This is a genomic window from Mesorhizobium escarrei (genome assembly GCF_935825525.1).
Taxonomy (GTDB): domain Bacteria; phylum Pseudomonadota; class Alphaproteobacteria; order Rhizobiales; family Rhizobiaceae; genus Mesorhizobium; species Mesorhizobium escarrei.
Window position 1 is genome coordinate 23,783 of record NZ_CAKXZT010000130.1, and the last position, 14,123, is coordinate 37,905.

Below are 14,123 nucleotides of genomic sequence, written 5' to 3' on the forward strand. Positions count from 1 at the left end.
CATTCATCGCGCTGCGGCACTTGGCGTTCAGGACTATCGCGGCGCGTGGTCGCCATCTCCTATCCAGACGGCTTCACCGCCATCGCGGGTGTTCCAAGCACAACGACGGATGGCCACGACGGCGCGCGCTTCCGGGACCTTTCCGGTAGCGTCGAGTTCTATGTCTATTCGCCCCAGGCCGGCGGTATCGCCGCAGACACTGTTTCTGATCCGGCCAAGGAAACCCCAGCCGCAGTCGCTGACCGAAAGGGCGCCACAGGCACGGTGCGCCGGATCACCTATGTCGCCAAGGACGGTTCCTACCAGCGCTCGGTTGAAGAAACTCGCAGCGCCGACGGGCTGTAGAATCTGGTTTCGGCGACAAGTATTACACGCTGGGGCCTTGCGGAGTTCGCTACGCACACAAGGCTTTCAAGGAAATGCTGAAATGATACCAGGATTGAAGCGCCACAAATCCGCTTTCGGTTGAGGCTGGTCCAAGAGGGTTGTCCGGACCGGGCTGTTATCGTGTTGAAGAAGCTGTGCAGAGCCGCGGGGCGCGACGCTTGATGCAGGCAACAGCCTGGAGGCACACTCCGTCCAAAGTTTCTGTCTGAGAGTGTCAAAGAGCCTTGGTCTGACGCTAACCAGTGAGGGGGAACGATGGCGTACGCTGTTACCGCGTCACTGTGACTGCAAGTAATCGCCATGCCTATCGAGTGAGGCTGGAAGGGGAGGTCGCCGCGGTCGGCGGCGGCTCTCGTACCGCATCGGCTGCGGGCTTGTAACTAAAACATATGTGCGACGCGACCAACCTCGATCATCGCCAGAACCACTGCTGAGGCCGCTGTAAGCAGCGCCAGAATTCGCTCGAAGTTCCTCAGGCCATGAATGTGTTGATGTGCAAGCTTCCTTCCGTCCCAATAGAGCTCGCCGTTTGACGGATCAATCCCAAGCGATCCAAGCCCCTCAATCGAGATCGCACTGACGTGTTTCGGCCAATGCTTCGGCCTATCGGTTGCTCCCATGGCCATTCCTCCGTTTGGCGCAGCCTAGCTTAATTTCAAGTATCAGAGCAACGGTCGGTATGTTTGGTAGAAGTCTCCGCGACTCTATCGTGCACACAGCCCGCCACGGCTCGGAACTGTGACATCGACATCCACCACTGGTGTGCCCCTTGGCCATCGGCACGTCCTCCGACATTGGCTCGGTTGCTGACAAACAGGCAGGATTTCATAAGGCGCTGGTGTGGGAGCCGGAGCTGAATTGTTGGCCATCTTGCACGAGGCCGTTCTGGCGTTGGCGTGTCCTGTACGCGGAGAGCTACCCGGGCGGCGTCGAAGCGACTAGCCCAGGTCCTGCCTCGCCGCCTTGGTCCGCTGGGCGAGTGGGGGATAGATTTTCAGATGGAGCGCAAAATCGATAACTTTTTTGTTTCTATTTTCTATGCTTTAGAACGATTTCGGAGTATTAACCTCTTGTCCTGAGTTTTGAATTTGGGAGAGGATGATGAACTTCAAGCTGAAGTCGGTCCGAAAACCTGCTGACACTGAGTTCGGAAGTCTTGAGGCTCGGACTGCGCCAGTGAGCGAGGAGAAGATTGCCGAGCGATTAACCGCCGCTCCAGATGGACCTCCTTCGAAGATTTCCGAATTGGTTCGTCGGCGCATTGTGATCGGAAAAAGCAAGGTCAGCATCGCGCCACCCGTCGAGAACGGTCTCGAAACCGTGTTCAACGCGGACGAGAGAACTCGTATCGTTTCCACAGATCAATATCCTTGGAAATTGATTTGTGCGCTCGAGATCGACGCAATGACCGGAACTTATGTAGGCACCGGATGGGTGGTAGGACCGCGCACACTGATTACGGCCGGGCATTGCGTGTTCGATAGTAAGCAAATGGGGGGCTGGGCTCGCGAGATCAGGGTCACGCCGGGTCGGGATCGAGAGCGCCGACCCTTCGGCTCCTTTGTCGCAAGACGTTTCTCGACGCTCAATCTCTGGACCGAAAAACAGGACGCCGACTACGACATTGCGGCGATCCATTTGGATGCAGATCTCTTTCCCGCGACAGAAGCATTTCGGGTCGGGGCGTTGCCTGACGAGGAATTACAGGACTATTTGATTAACGTTTCTGGTTATCCCGCCTCGCCGGGGGGCGGCACGGAACTTTACTGGGCGAAGAACCGGATCCGCGCCGTCACGACGCGTCGGATATTTTATGACGTCGACACGTCGGGAGGGCAGAGCGGTGGTCCTGCCTACGTCTTCCCCGACGAGAACGCGCATCCGGTCGTAGTCGGAATCCATGCCTACGGCGAAGGTGGCACGCCCGGCAGCATTGCTATGCGAGTAAATTCAGCCCCCCGCGTTCTGCCTGAAGTTGTCGAGCAAATTGAGGCTTGGCGAGATGAAGACCTGGAGAGTAGCTAACTGGCCATTGAATGCTGATGGGCGATGCCGAGAAAATTCTGCATCACGGCCGAGTCGTTCGTTCAAATGGTGAAGGCGTCTCGGAAGCGCTTGTATACGTCACGACGGGAACGGCACCGACCCCCGAAATAGCCATCCGCAGTGACGGTGCCGGCCACTTTGGAATTGCGTTGCCACCTGGCCATTTCAAGCTGCAGGCACGGACGGTGGATGGAAAACTTGGAGTGACCACAATAGTTACGGGGCCGGAAGCGAGCAGCTTCGAGATCAGCATTGCAGACTGACCGACGTCAAAAGACGCTGGTCGAACGAGGGAGAGAAACCGATGAGCGACCAGAACAATCCATTTCCCGAAACCGAGGCTGCTCCGCGGCCAGCGACCGACATCCCCGACTCTGAACTTGCCAAAGAGATTAGCAAGGCTAGCGACGAGGACCTGCACGGCGATCCGGACGATCCAAGTCCGCAGCCTTCACCAGGAGAGGCAACATCGATATCGGCATGGCGGGTTGCGAAATCCCTGCTAACACTCCGTTCACAGGTAAATAGCCTCGCGCCGAGCCGCCTAAAAAAGAGCGACGGCACGATAGGTGACCCCAGCCATCAGTCGCGAGCATCTGACCACAATCCATGGGTCAAAGACGGCACGGCAGGTGTGGTGACTGCAATGGATATCACGCACGATCCGGACCATGGCTGCAGCGCTGAAGCCATCGCGAACGCGATTACGCAAGCTAGAGACTCACGTGTAAAATACATCATATGGAACCGGAAAATCGCCAGCTCTTCTGCGGTTGGCGGCGCGCCGGCATGGGGTTGGCGGAACTATAGTGGCAGGAACGGCCATACGCATCACATCCATGTGTCTGTGAAACCCGAAAAAGCAACTTATGACAGTGAGACCGCATGGAATTTACCCCCGTCTCTGACGGCCTAGCATCCAAAATTGAATGCCGCTCCGAACGAGCGTGATGGAGGTGTTTCCGAAGCTGGTATGAAACCTTAGTGCACGAGTTCGGATTCCGGCGGAGGGTTGCCCAAACGTACTTCGTCAGGCGCTTGCGGGGCTTGTCTCGCCACTAGCGCTGATCGGCATCAGCCTCCCGTTTCGATATCAAAGGCAGCTTTTAGGGCCGCAATACTTGCTTCTGCGCTGCGAACCTCGGCGTTCAATGTTCTCCTGTCCTTTCCAACATGCTGAAGGTGGAGAGGATGATGTCACCGCTATAAGAATCAGCACATTAGAAAGAACAGTTCGAGGCTACTGCGTGGGTGCCGTTTAGCAACCTAGCTATGATGGAGAAAAATTTCCGTGCGCCGTAACCCCATGTTTCTATTGTGGATGATGGGCAGCAGCTTGGAAATGTTCGGGAGTTGAAGAAAGGCTAAGCGAATGGCCCACGTTACATTCATTCATGGTGTTGGCAACAAACCCGACGTGACTACGCTGCATGATATTTGGCTGCGCAACCTTGCCGAAGGTCCAGAGGGCCTGGACCTGGAACTAAGAGGCGTCACTTCTTCCATGGTATATTGGGCGGACGTTCTTTACAATGAGCCCGACCTAAATGTCGCCGCGTATGAAAGCGCCTCTGTATCCCCGATCGAGGAGACTTTTGCCAACGCTTCAACTGGCGTGCCGACCACCGAGAGTGCGGAAGAGGCTGCGTTCCTAGTGGGGGTGGCCGCAAAGATCGGTGGAACATTGGCAGCGACGGAGGCTGTTGCGGCGATCGCGCCGGAGAGCACGCATGAAGGCGCTGCATACGAAAGAGTGCCTCTTCCCTGGCTTGTCAAAAAAATCTTTCTCGAAACCTTCCTGCGCGACGTACATCACTACCTCTTCAATACGCAGCACAGCCCGCGGCCGGGAACCACATACCGAATTCAAAATGAGATCCGGCAGAGGTTTGTCGCAGCGCTGCAGGCTCCTATCAACAATGGGCCCCATATCGTCGTGAGCCACAGTATGGGCACTGTTATCGCCTACGATTGCCTAAAGCGCATCGACGATTGCGCCCGCGTCAATGGGCTTGTCACAATTGGAAGCCCGCTTGGGCTGGACGAGATTCAGGACAAGCTACAACCAGGTTGGACGCGGGCCGACGGGTTTCCGAGCAAGAAGGTCAGCGGATCATGGTTAAATGTCTTCGATAAGCTCGATCCGGTTTGCGGCTTCGATCCGTTTCTGGCAAACGATTTTAGAGCAACCGGATTGGCAAAGTTAGAGGATATCGAGGTATCGAATGAGGGAGCTTGGCGCCACTCTATCGTCAAGTACCTTCGCGCGCCTTCGTTCCAGAAGTCACTGAAGGAGATGCTGAGTCTTTGACAACGCACGTGTTTGATTCCGAGATATGCAGTTCGCTGGCAAACGCGTTCGACGTCCGATCGCAGGAGCGCAAATATGTCTTTCCCTACCGTCTCGTTGGACCGCCCGCTGTTGGCGCGCGATATGGGAAAGCTAGATCGTATGAGAATCAACGTCAGGCGGTCTGCAGACATCCGCAAAGGCCGGCGCGCGGTTCGCTGTTTGCCAACCGATTGCATACCTGTTGGCCTCCCTCCTTCGCTACGCAGTTCGCCTGGAAGGACCTATTGAGTCAGCCGCCTTACCTCCAGCATTCGACGACTGGAGGAGGGCTTCGATCGCACGAATCTCGCGGAGGCGTTGTTGGCGTTTAGATACATTGCTGCACGGGTTGGCCCCTGAGCCATGGCTGAGAGGCAAAACGGGGCTCTTGGGACCAGGGCTAAGTACTGGCAAAGAAAGGTAGAGTCACATGGTTGTCAATCCAAGGGCATTCATCCAGAGCGCGGAACTCGGGACGTTAGACCCGGCAGACATAGAATTGGGTGAAGTTGAAACTGAAACTGCAGCACTCAACCTCGACAAGTTACCAGACGGGGTTGTTTCCGGAACCACGCTCATCGACTTTTCAGCAGTACCTAGCATGGCGGTCCGGGCCGGTGTCTCGCTCTCGATGCTTTTTGCCAGCCGGGTCGCGACAAAGGCGATGAAGCAAGAGGATGATGAGGACGATTGGCTCGCCTCATATACGTCCAATCTTGGGCAGTTAGGCTTTTCGCTTGCTGGTTCGGCGATCATTAATTCAAAATTCAGGAAAACCGGCTTGAGGGTTCACAAGGCAATAATTCCGTTCCTGACGGTCGCCTTTGGCGGCGCGGCCGTAGGCCCGATCATTCTAGCGGGCCTTAGAAATCTTCAAGAAGCCGATGCCGGCTCTCCGTGGATAAAGCTTTTGGATCGCGAGACGCGTCGGTTCAAGGCGCGAGAACTCCACTTCGCGGCGGTCAGCAGCAACGAAACCGACACCAGCATTCGGTATGCAATCGCACGCTTGAACGTTGATCTCAACGAAACGAATATTCTATTTTTCAAGTTGACTGAGGCGGAGGCCCACTTCGAGAGCTCGACAACGACGATGTCTGCGAACAATAGTCTTTTGGCGGCGATGGAGGTCGATCTGCGGATACGCTTGGGTGCCTTGACGAAGGCGCATATTGCAAGTGCGGAACTTTAGTGGCTCGCTTTTTGAATGGGTCTGCAAATAAACGCTAGGCCTTCCGATGGACGACCCTTTAATCCGGGCTACGGTGGCCGCCGATGTCTGCCTGAAACACGGCATCCGCGAAATGTTGTCAACAGCAAGGAGCTCGTTCGGCATCGAAGCTACTCGATACTGTTGGGCGTGGACATTCTGGCCGTACTTCTGGCGCCATCTGTACAAAATCTGGAGGCGATCTTCCGGGCATGTATTGAGCGTAAACGCCGTTCGACGAACGACCGGCCCTCCTCAACCATAATTGTTCCCGAACAACGAGCTTGTCTCATGAATGTGCGGCAGAGAGAGAGAGAGAGAGAGAGAGAGAGAGAGAGAGAGAGAGAGAGAGATGGGAATAGCTGGTGAACAGTTGGCGGGACTGCAGGGGAAATTGGAGCAGCTTCAAGCTGAGAAGCAAGTATTTCTTGCCCAAGCCGACGTATACACTCAGCAGAAGGTTGCGGCGGAAGCGAAAATGGCCGCAATAAACGCGGACTTGGCAGGACAGAAGGCACTCTATCCAACGCTTGCTGGAGGGAAGCTCGAAGGTGCGGTAACGGCCGACTCAGGCGCGGGCGCAGGCGAAGCGAGCCTTCTCGCCGCGCGAATCGTCCGAAATATCGCCTGCCGGATCGCAAAGGAAATCGAGGGACTGGTCGAACCTGACAACAGGTTTATCATCTTCACCGGAACCGAGCGTCCAAACTTCGGGCGCTGGCGTGCCTTCCGAGCCTGGATCGACGCGATCGTGATCGCCTTTGAAAGATCGGATGCCAAGCTTGCCGAGGCTGATGAGCTTCGAACTAAGCTTGAGGGGGTAGAGATCGAACGAGTGCGGGGCGGCGAAAAAGAGTCCGCTGTCTCCCTGACTGCGGCAGGTGCATTGCTCGACTTTGGCGTTAAGCTCGGCAGCTATTTTCTGACTGACTACAAGACTAGCGCTGTGACCGTGACGGGAATCAACGACGACTTCCTGGCCCTTGCGGTGGCCAGCAGGCTTAAGAAATCCTGGTATCCGGCGCGATGGATGCCCTCGGCGGCAGATGCAGAGTTGGCGACGTTACTGGAAAAGGTGAACGGCCCGCAGAGAGCGTCCGTCTCGAAGATCAAGACAGCGCAAGAGAGCGCGGCAAGCTTCGCGGACCTAGCTGGGAAGGAGGCTGACAACGGCAAGAAGCTCCTGTTCCAAGAGGTGTCGCAGGCTTACAACACCGTGGTCCAGGAACTCACAGCCGCTCAGAAGCTCCTCAACGACTTGACTGCCGGGTTGATGGTTGCCGACACGAAAGGTGTGCCGCTCCTCGCCAGCATCATGGAGGAGAAGGCGATTTCCGACCGCTTGGAGATAGGCGACAAAGCCTTATTGTTGCAGCTTCATGTGCCGATTGGTTCGACCTATACAAAAAAGAACGTCTGGACTTTCTTTGGCAGAATGCCTTTCTTTGTTAGGGGCGGTGTCGCCTTAAGCTATTCTGTTGTAGAGGGAACAACAGGAAACATCTTGAAAACAGGCCAATTCGCCGAACAGAGCAAATTTTATAGGCTGCACGAGGTCTCATCGGAGTAATTTTGGCAGTTTGAGACGGTAGGCTCTCGTCAATTTTGTGTCAAACGGCTTCCAAAACGCACTCCAATCGGCGTCCAATTCTGGCTCTGACGCAATCTCGATGAAGTGTGCGTTCATGCAGCGCCGATCAATCTGGCTTGAAGGAGATCGAGCTTTCCGCGTCCGTACATCTGGCGCTTCACGAGCTTGAGTTTCGTAATCTGGCCCTCCTTCTGACCGTTTGACCAGGGTTCGGTGATCGCGGCGCGGACGGCTGCGCGGTCGCGAGGGCATTGTCAGATTAACGCGAACCGATATCAGATTCCTGCAGATAGCTGAGCTTTAGGCCGCGGCGAGTTGACGCCAGTCGGCAAGAGCGGCGGCGCGGTTGAGCTTGTAATTGTCTCGGCTGTAGAGACCGCGCTCCTGGTTGAAATGATTCTGCACGGACGAATGAACGGCGGCGAATTTCTGCAAACTTCGCATCTGTCGGAAGCGAAGCATCGCGCGTTCTCGTCGTCGAAACGGCTGGTGTGAGTTCTCAGCTCGATTGTTCAGCCAGCGGCCGGTCTCCTGCCTGTCGGCGCAGCCTAGGACCTTCATCGCGGCGCCATAGGAACGCAGCTTGTCTGTCACGATCACTTTGGGTCGACCATAGTTTTTCAACGTTTTTCGCAGGAATTTCAGCGCTGCCTTTCGGTCCCGCTTCTTTGAGACAAACGCTTCAAGGACCTCGCCTTCGTGATCGACAGCCCGCCAAAGGTAGTAGGTCTGCCCGTTGATCTTGACGAAGACTTCGTCGAGGTGCCATTGCAATTGTGGCCTGGCGCGCATCCCTTGCGCCCGCTTGCGCCGGATCTCGGCGGCGAATATCGGGCCGAAACGGTTCCACCAGTACCGGATCGTCTCGTGGCTGACATCGATTCCGCGCTCGTGCAGCAGATCCTCGACATTGCGTAGTGAAAGCGGGAAGCGCACGTACAGCATCACCGCGAGGCGGATGATCTCGGGTGAGGTCTTGAAATAGCGGAACGGGCTGTGTTTTGTCATCCGCTGATGCTAGGCGACCGCATCGCCCGCTTCAATCAAACTTGCTCTGACAGTGCCGCAGCAGCAATGCGAGTGCGGTCGGATAGGTCGCAGGCGGATTTCCGTTGCTCGCGACCAGCGCCCGTGCGAGCTGCATGCGCATGTTTGGAGCTGCGGCGCGCACCTCGCGCACCTTGGTCTGGAATGCAGCGAGCTTTGCAAGCTGGTCCTTGGTCGTGGTCGCCTTGGCCGGGTCGACATCGTCCGGATAGCCCGCGATCGACTGGTGCATCGGCGAAAGCCAGTCGCGGAGCGCCAAGATGCCATCCTTGATCGGAGGCCGGAGGCCGGCGACGGTGTCGTCGGTGATGTCACCCTCCGGAAGCGGATAGCGCACGGTGCGCATCTGCACGACGTCGAACAACTGCTTCGACCAGTCAGCCGCAAGTAGGACACAGCCCAACTTCTGCGCCGCGTGCCGGATACCGACTTCGTAATAGACGTTGCCGTTCGGGATCGTCATGTCCGCCAGCACTAGATCGGCGAAATAAAGCCGCTCCAGCATCTGGCCGATGATCAATGAGCCGGTGTCCTGGTCGGCGCGGACTGGTTCATAGCCGAGATCCTTGATGACCGGAACGTAGCCGCGATCCCAAAGCGCGTTGAAATCAATCTCGGCCGGCCCGCGCCCGGGTTCGGCCTGGGTTGGCTTGCGGCCGTACGGCATGATCATGAAACAAACTGGCATCCAAGTATTCCCTCAATCCCACAACTTTCTGGTGTCCAGCCAGTAAATCCGCGATGTCTTGCGGCGCGCCTCCTCCATGAGATGTTGCGTCCCGCCCGGACCGTCGCCGCCCTCACCGTTCCACAAGCAGATGAAGGCCATCCTGTCGCCGCCAAATCGCGCTGCCGAGTCCAGCATCCACTGATTGTTGCGCTCATAGGCATTCCCGCCTTCGCCAAGCGGTCCCAGTTCGTCGGGCGCGACGCGCAGCGTCGCCTTCGCTTTGACCGCGAGATAGCGTTCGTGCCAACTGCCGTCGGCGAAATCCACCGAATTGGCAAGAAACGTCGACCCGTCGAACGGAATGTAGATTTCAACCGGCATCTCGCGCTCGAGACAGGCCTCGGCGAACAGCAGATCGCCGCCGCAAGCGCCCCCGCAAATTGCAAGGTCACCTCGGGTGACGCCAATCTTCGGCAGCGCGTCGGCAATGGCAGCGGCGGCCGCAGGCTCTTTGTCCGGGGGGAATCGCGGAATCTTTCGATCGGGCGCGTCGACCATGTGGCCGCTGAACAGTGCTACGGTACTCGGCGGTCTGACGGTTTCAACGCTGGACATCGCGACGCCTGAATTGACGGATCGGATCGCTAGATCCGAGTGCCTGAGGTGCCAAGGATAGCCGGAAGCGGTAGGCTTGTCGAAGACAGACCGCGCATAGAAAACGCACGAGATTTGGGCAGCACAGCAGCAACCGGGGCCCCGGCCTTTCCTGCGCAATGCTTTTTACCGATCAATGGCTCTACCGGATGCGCGCAACATAACAATACATCCACTGTCAGTAAGGCGACGCGACCGGTGATGCCTCCTCCGAAAGCCGTTGCCCGGCCGCTTCGCCGACTGGGACGTCCAGAAGAGCACGGAACTCTTTGATGTTATCTCGAACCTGTTGACTTTTGTCGAGATCATACTCCTTCAGAAACTGTTCGATGCTGGTGAGAAGCAAACGGACTTTCGTGGAGATTTCGGCTTTTTTGCGCCGCACCGCCGGGCGTGCCAGAGTGCGCTTTGTCGCACGGGTCGCATAGTGAAGCGGGATCAGGCTCGATCCACCGTCCACTGCCCGTAGTTTCTCGAACTCCTGTTCGAGGCACTCAACAAGCTGGCCAATGTTGGCCGAAACCGACCTCTCTTGCACAAGGTAGAAATAGATACGGTCAAACTCCCAGAGGCTCACGGCACAAGCGCTGAGCTGATCCTTTGTGAGCTTGCTTGTCTCCTTTCCATTGAACGTCCGCTGAATCTCCCACTCAGCCGGATGAATCATAATGGCCTTCTTCGCTTCAAACGAAGGTATCTTGGCGTATCGCCTCGACTCCGCTTCGAGCACGGGTGCGCAATTCGGAGCCAGCAAGTGTGTTACGAGCTGCCTTATTCTCCCGCGCCGGCTCTCGCACGCCCTCTTGATCCCGTTGCCTATTGCAAGCTTGCCGTCATCAGGACTGATCTCGAACCGATTTTCCGTCAGAAGCAGTGCGCCCATATTCATGGCATAGCCATCCAGCTCTTCAAGCAACTCGTTGTAAAGATCTAGCAGATAAGAGTTGTCGGCCTTCATGGTGGCGCCGTAGGTTCTAAGACCGGCAATCGTCTCGCGCGCACCGGTGAACCTGTCGATCCAGCTCTGCCGCGCGCACTCTTCGATCGGCTCGTTGAACGTTTTGCGTCTAAAAATCTCTTCCAGGTCGGGAATGAGTTTGTCCGCAGGCAGAGGCCCGATGGTTTTTACCGCGTCCTTGAATTTGGTCCAGTTGTCATCGAAAGCCTTCTCCCACTCCTCCCGGCGCGGCGCGTCCGGTTTCATAGAGGTCACAATCGCCGCGCAGAGCTTTTTTGTATCTTCGCGATCGAAAGTCGTCGACTGAAATGCGCCTAGCGGGCCCCTCAACTCATCCGGCGAAACCCCCAGTAGATAGGTGTAGAGCGCGCCCCCAGACTGCTTCTCATTCTTTCGGACGGCCCTGGCAAGCGCTCCGGCTTCGAAGTGAATCCATCCGGATTGCAACGCTTCCCGCGTGACGCACACGAGCCCGGCGTTGGCTCTCTCCAGCTCCTTCTCGACCGCATCGAACCAACGAGTACCCTTGGGGATGTTGTCCGACATGAACAGGCTGGTTTCCTGAAGACCTGGAATGAATTGCGGCAGGTAAGAGCCTAACACTTTCGCGAGAAGCCGGCTTCTTTCCTCAGACCAGCATATGAAAATATTCATAGTAACCTCGGCTTTCCACTCGATGCCCGGTCGAGGCGCGCATCGCGCACATCCCGCGAGACTCGTGTTCCTCGGTCATCAGTTCTCCTGCCCGATCTTCCCCAAAATTGTGGCAATACATGCGGCCTCATCCTATGCCCGGATACGTGGCACACCTAGAAAATTCAGGGCGGACGCGGCGCTCGATCGGCTGCTGTTTAGGCTTGCCGGCCGCCACCGCGCGACCAGCGTGAACAGGACTTTGCGCTGGTTGCCCGCGAACTGAACCGCAAGGGCGTGACGCTGACGCCAACAGTTTGCCCTGTCCCATGATCCCCGCGATCATCGCACCTGGCGCACGGCACTCGCGTGCGAGAGCGATTGCCTCATCGAGGTCGGCAACAGGGAAGTGACGGTTTTCTCGGCCGTCTGGGCGGCTCTCTTTCGCAATTCGGATACTCTTGCCGCGACCTTGGCATTAGCTAGCAGCCGTGATGCATTCTCATCGGCGGTCTCGTGCCTTTGCAATCGTAGCCCGCCGCCATATAGGCCCGTCGCTGGCTCATACCCTCGGCAAAACCCCGGGCGAAGGCTTCCTGACGTGCATTGAGCGTGGCTTTTGGCGGGCATAAATGAAAATAGCACAGCACACCTAGCAGAATCGAGGCACGCTACTCATGTTGACAGCCGTGCTGCCAGTCTCGGCGCTGTACCGACCCCGGCTCGGCGTGGAGATCAATCCTACCGAGCCGGGGGTGCGAGCACTGGATTGTGTGTGACAGCACTCGCAACGCGCACGATGGTTGGTGCGCGGTCTCATCGACCCGAAAGCCACGAAGAAGGTACTTACCTCGGAAACCATCCCGGGTGCGTGGTCGGATTGCGGATTGCGGCCCGCCGACCTGGAATGGTGAATTGCTTTACGAAAGATTCCTGGCAAGGGGGGCGTCTTGAGCAACGACGGCCTAACCGCAACTCGAGTCTCTGTTCAGGTCGCCAGTTAGTGTCCATAATTGCTTCTTGATGGCTCGGGTATCCTGACAACGGAGCGGCGCGAGTTGGCGAGGCCGGAAGGCGGTACGCGGTGGTGGTGAGCTCGCGGCCGGTGCCCAACAAGCGGGGAGGAATCGGAGTTCTGTGGCGCGCAGGTAATGAACGGGAAGAAGCGTATATCTTGACGCATGAAAAAGTCATACGGGCATGACAGGTGACTGAATCGGTAACTGTTTTTGTGTGTAGCACGTACGCCGATCTGACGGGGGAGCGTAGCGCCACGATCGACGCGATTGCGCAACTGAAGCTCCAACATGAGTCGATGGAGTTCTTCGGAGCAAAACCGGGGCGACCGCTGGATTCGTGTCTCGCTGAAGTCCGCAAGAGTAACGTGATCGTAGTCATCGTCGGTCACAAGTATGGAAGCCTTATTCCTGAGGGCTCGATTTCTTTTTCTGAGGCTGAGTATCAGGAGGGATATCGCAATAAGAAGCTTTGTCTCGTGTATATGCGAGACGACGGGGTGGAAGTTCCAGCAACGAACTTCGAGACCGACCCTGCCAAACTTACGGCCCTGCTTGCCTTTAAGAGCACATTGAATGAGAGGCACACTATCGCGCGGTTTCGCACCGCCAAGGATCTTGCCGGAAAAGTGCAATCCGACCTTCTCGAAAACATCGAATTGCTCAAAGATGAGAATCGTCGGCGGAAAGTATCCATTGGCACGGAGAGCGCATTCTTCGATCAACTTAGAGATATAGCGCTGAGCGCCGTGGCGGAGGGCCTCGGAGAAGCTCTAATTCTCTCCGCGTTTCGTACTGCACTGAGGGACATTCGTGGGCGACCACCAAGTGTTGGCGATCGAATTAAAGCGATCTTTTCGGACCTCCCCCGAATGCTTCCGTGGCGGTCGGACGAGCATCTCCCATGGGTTTTCATGAGTTACGCTCACGGTGACCGCAGCGTCGTCGAGGCGGTTGCCGGGGAACTACGGAGACTGAATGTGAGAACGTGGGTCGACCAGCAGGAGCTTGTTGCTGGCGATTCGCTTCTCAACGAAATTGGGCGCGGTCTCAAGCGTGCTGACGCCATGGTTTTTTTCGCATCCCGGGCTTCCTTGAAAAGCGAATGGGCACGTCACGAACTTGACTATTTCGCAGCAAATCGACTCCGCGAAACCGGGGGACCATTTTTGATCCCGGTACTCTTGGAAGACGTAGAGCTTCCGAGCTTCTTGCGCGATGTACTCTACATAGACCTGAGGAATGGGGATTCGCGCGATGCCGCTCGCAAGATCGCAGCAGCGGTACATAAAGTAGAATTCAGACCGACCGACGGGTAATAGCCAATCAAATTGATGGATCACTCCGGCTTACGCGCCACACGGCTTTAGCTAGCGCTCACCTATTCGGATTTCGTGGTGATCTGAGTCATTTGCTAATCGCAGCAGGACAAAGGCCGGTCTCGGCGCGCCCATCCCCGTGACGGCAAACGACGAGCGCGCTAGAACAATATCCCTCACGGGAGGGGCGTGACATGGCGACACTGACTGGCAGTTATTCCGATAGGGAGGAACAAGCGTAAGCGCGTAGCTGAAGCCGT

13 protein-coding genes are annotated in these 14,123 nt (G+C 56.8%); 8 read left to right on the forward strand and 5 right to left on the reverse strand.

Annotation, left to right across the window (positions count from 1 at the left end; all coding sequences use genetic code 11):
• Nucleotides 1–45: 45 nt before the first annotated feature.
• Nucleotides 46–345, forward strand: coding sequence for a hypothetical protein (locus tag NMG80_RS17790; protein ID WP_254019300.1), 300 nt, complete (start codon nt 46–48; stop codon nt 343–345).
• Nucleotides 346–767: 422 nt separating this feature from the next.
• Here NMG80_RS17790 and NMG80_RS17795 read toward each other — a convergent pair whose 3' ends face one another.
• Nucleotides 768–1,007: a hypothetical protein gene (locus NMG80_RS17795; protein WP_254019301.1), complete on the reverse strand. Its 240-nt coding sequence runs from the start codon at nt 1,005–1,007 to the stop codon at nt 768–770.
• A 481-nt stretch (nt 1,008–1,488) separates the two neighbouring features.
• Between NMG80_RS17795 and NMG80_RS17800 the strand changes: the two genes are divergently transcribed.
• The 6 genes from NMG80_RS17800 to NMG80_RS17825 all read left to right on the forward strand — a co-directional run bounded on the left by NMG80_RS17800 (nt 1,489) and on the right by NMG80_RS17825 (nt 7,545).
• On the forward strand, nt 1,489–2,412 hold the full coding sequence (locus NMG80_RS17800; protein WP_254019302.1) for a trypsin-like serine peptidase: 924 nt from the start codon (nt 1,489–1,491) through the stop codon (nt 2,410–2,412).
• 11 nt (nt 2,413–2,423) lie between these two features.
• Nucleotides 2,424–2,696 carry a carboxypeptidase-like regulatory domain-containing protein gene (locus NMG80_RS17805; RefSeq protein ID WP_254019303.1) on the forward strand — a complete coding sequence of 91 codons (273 nt, stop codon included), beginning with the start codon at nt 2,424–2,426 and terminating at the stop codon, nt 2,694–2,696.
• Between the two features lie 41 nt (nt 2,697–2,737).
• Nucleotides 2,738–3,349, forward strand: a complete 612-nt coding sequence (locus NMG80_RS17810) for a VldE C-terminal domain-containing protein (protein WP_254019304.1) — start codon at nt 2,738–2,740, stop codon at nt 3,347–3,349.
• 456 nt (nt 3,350–3,805) lie between these two features.
• Nucleotides 3,806–4,744, forward strand: coding sequence for a lipase family protein (locus tag NMG80_RS17815; RefSeq protein ID WP_254019305.1), 939 nt, complete (start codon nt 3,806–3,808; stop codon nt 4,742–4,744).
• 451 nt (nt 4,745–5,195) lie between these two features.
• Entirely contained in the window at nt 5,196–5,957 is a 762-nt protein-coding gene (locus NMG80_RS17820) for a hypothetical protein (RefSeq protein WP_254019306.1), read from the forward strand.
• Between the two features lie 370 nt (nt 5,958–6,327).
• Nucleotides 6,328–7,545 (forward strand): hypothetical protein, encoded by a 1,218-nt coding sequence (locus tag NMG80_RS17825; RefSeq protein ID WP_254019307.1) that lies wholly within the window; start codon nt 6,328–6,330, stop codon nt 7,543–7,545.
• A gap of 321 nt (nt 7,546–7,866) precedes the next feature.
• Here the strand turns inward: NMG80_RS17825 and NMG80_RS17830 are convergent, their stop codons facing one another.
• The 4 genes from NMG80_RS17830 to NMG80_RS17845 all read right to left on the reverse strand — a co-directional run bounded on the left by NMG80_RS17830 (nt 7,867) and on the right by NMG80_RS17845 (nt 11,549).
• Nucleotides 7,867–8,574, reverse strand: a complete 708-nt coding sequence (locus tag NMG80_RS17830) for an IS6 family transposase (protein WP_254019308.1) — start codon at nt 8,572–8,574, stop codon at nt 7,867–7,869.
• 31 nt (nt 8,575–8,605) lie between these two features.
• A complete protein-coding gene (locus tag NMG80_RS17835) occupies nt 8,606–9,301 on the reverse strand; it encodes a hypothetical protein (RefSeq protein WP_254019309.1) in 696 nt (231 codons plus the stop codon).
• A gap of 12 nt (nt 9,302–9,313) precedes the next feature.
• Complete coding sequence (locus NMG80_RS17840; RefSeq protein WP_254019310.1) at nt 9,314–9,841, reverse strand: hypothetical protein; 528 nt, start codon at nt 9,839–9,841, stop codon at nt 9,314–9,316.
• Nucleotides 9,842–10,115: 274 nt separating this feature from the next.
• On the reverse strand, nt 10,116–11,549 hold the full coding sequence (locus tag NMG80_RS17845; RefSeq protein WP_254019311.1) for a toll/interleukin-1 receptor domain-containing protein: 1,434 nt from the start codon (nt 11,547–11,549) through the stop codon (nt 10,116–10,118).
• A 1,186-nt stretch (nt 11,550–12,735) separates the two neighbouring features.
• Between NMG80_RS17845 and NMG80_RS17850 the strand changes: the two genes are divergently transcribed.
• Nucleotides 12,736–13,863 (forward strand): DUF4062 domain-containing protein, encoded by a 1,128-nt coding sequence (locus tag NMG80_RS17850; RefSeq protein WP_254019312.1) that lies wholly within the window; start codon nt 12,736–12,738, stop codon nt 13,861–13,863.
• Nucleotides 13,864–14,123: the final 260 nt, after the last annotated feature.

What these genes read in the sequence shown, in the direction of transcription:
- NMG80_RS17795 (WP_254019301.1), bottom strand. Translation starts at nt 1,007, where the DNA reads ATGGGAGCAACCGATAGGCCGAAGCATTGGCCGAAACACGTCAGTGCG.
- NMG80_RS17800 (WP_254019302.1), top strand. Translation starts at nt 1,489, where the DNA reads ATGAACTTCAAGCTGAAGTCGGTCCGAAAACCTGCTGACACTGAGTTC.
- NMG80_RS17805 (WP_254019303.1), top strand. Translation starts at nt 2,424, where the DNA reads ATGCTGATGGGCGATGCCGAGAAAATTCTGCATCACGGCCGAGTCGTT.
- NMG80_RS17810 (WP_254019304.1), top strand. Translation starts at nt 2,738, where the DNA reads ATGAGCGACCAGAACAATCCATTTCCCGAAACCGAGGCTGCTCCGCGG.
- NMG80_RS17815 (WP_254019305.1), top strand. Translation starts at nt 3,806, where the DNA reads ATGGCCCACGTTACATTCATTCATGGTGTTGGCAACAAACCCGACGTG.
- NMG80_RS17820 (WP_254019306.1), top strand. Translation starts at nt 5,196, where the DNA reads ATGGTTGTCAATCCAAGGGCATTCATCCAGAGCGCGGAACTCGGGACG.
- NMG80_RS17825 (WP_254019307.1), top strand. Translation starts at nt 6,328, where the DNA reads ATGGGAATAGCTGGTGAACAGTTGGCGGGACTGCAGGGGAAATTGGAG.
- NMG80_RS17830 (WP_254019308.1), bottom strand. Translation starts at nt 8,574, where the DNA reads ATGACAAAACACAGCCCGTTCCGCTATTTCAAGACCTCACCCGAGATC.
- NMG80_RS17835 (WP_254019309.1), bottom strand. Translation starts at nt 9,301, where the DNA reads ATGCCAGTTTGTTTCATGATCATGCCGTACGGCCGCAAGCCAACCCAG.
- NMG80_RS17840 (WP_254019310.1), bottom strand. Translation starts at nt 9,841, where the DNA reads ATGGTCGACGCGCCCGATCGAAAGATTCCGCGATTCCCCCCGGACAAA.
- NMG80_RS17845 (WP_254019311.1), bottom strand. Translation starts at nt 11,549, where the DNA reads ATGAATATTTTCATATGCTGGTCTGAGGAAAGAAGCCGGCTTCTCGCG.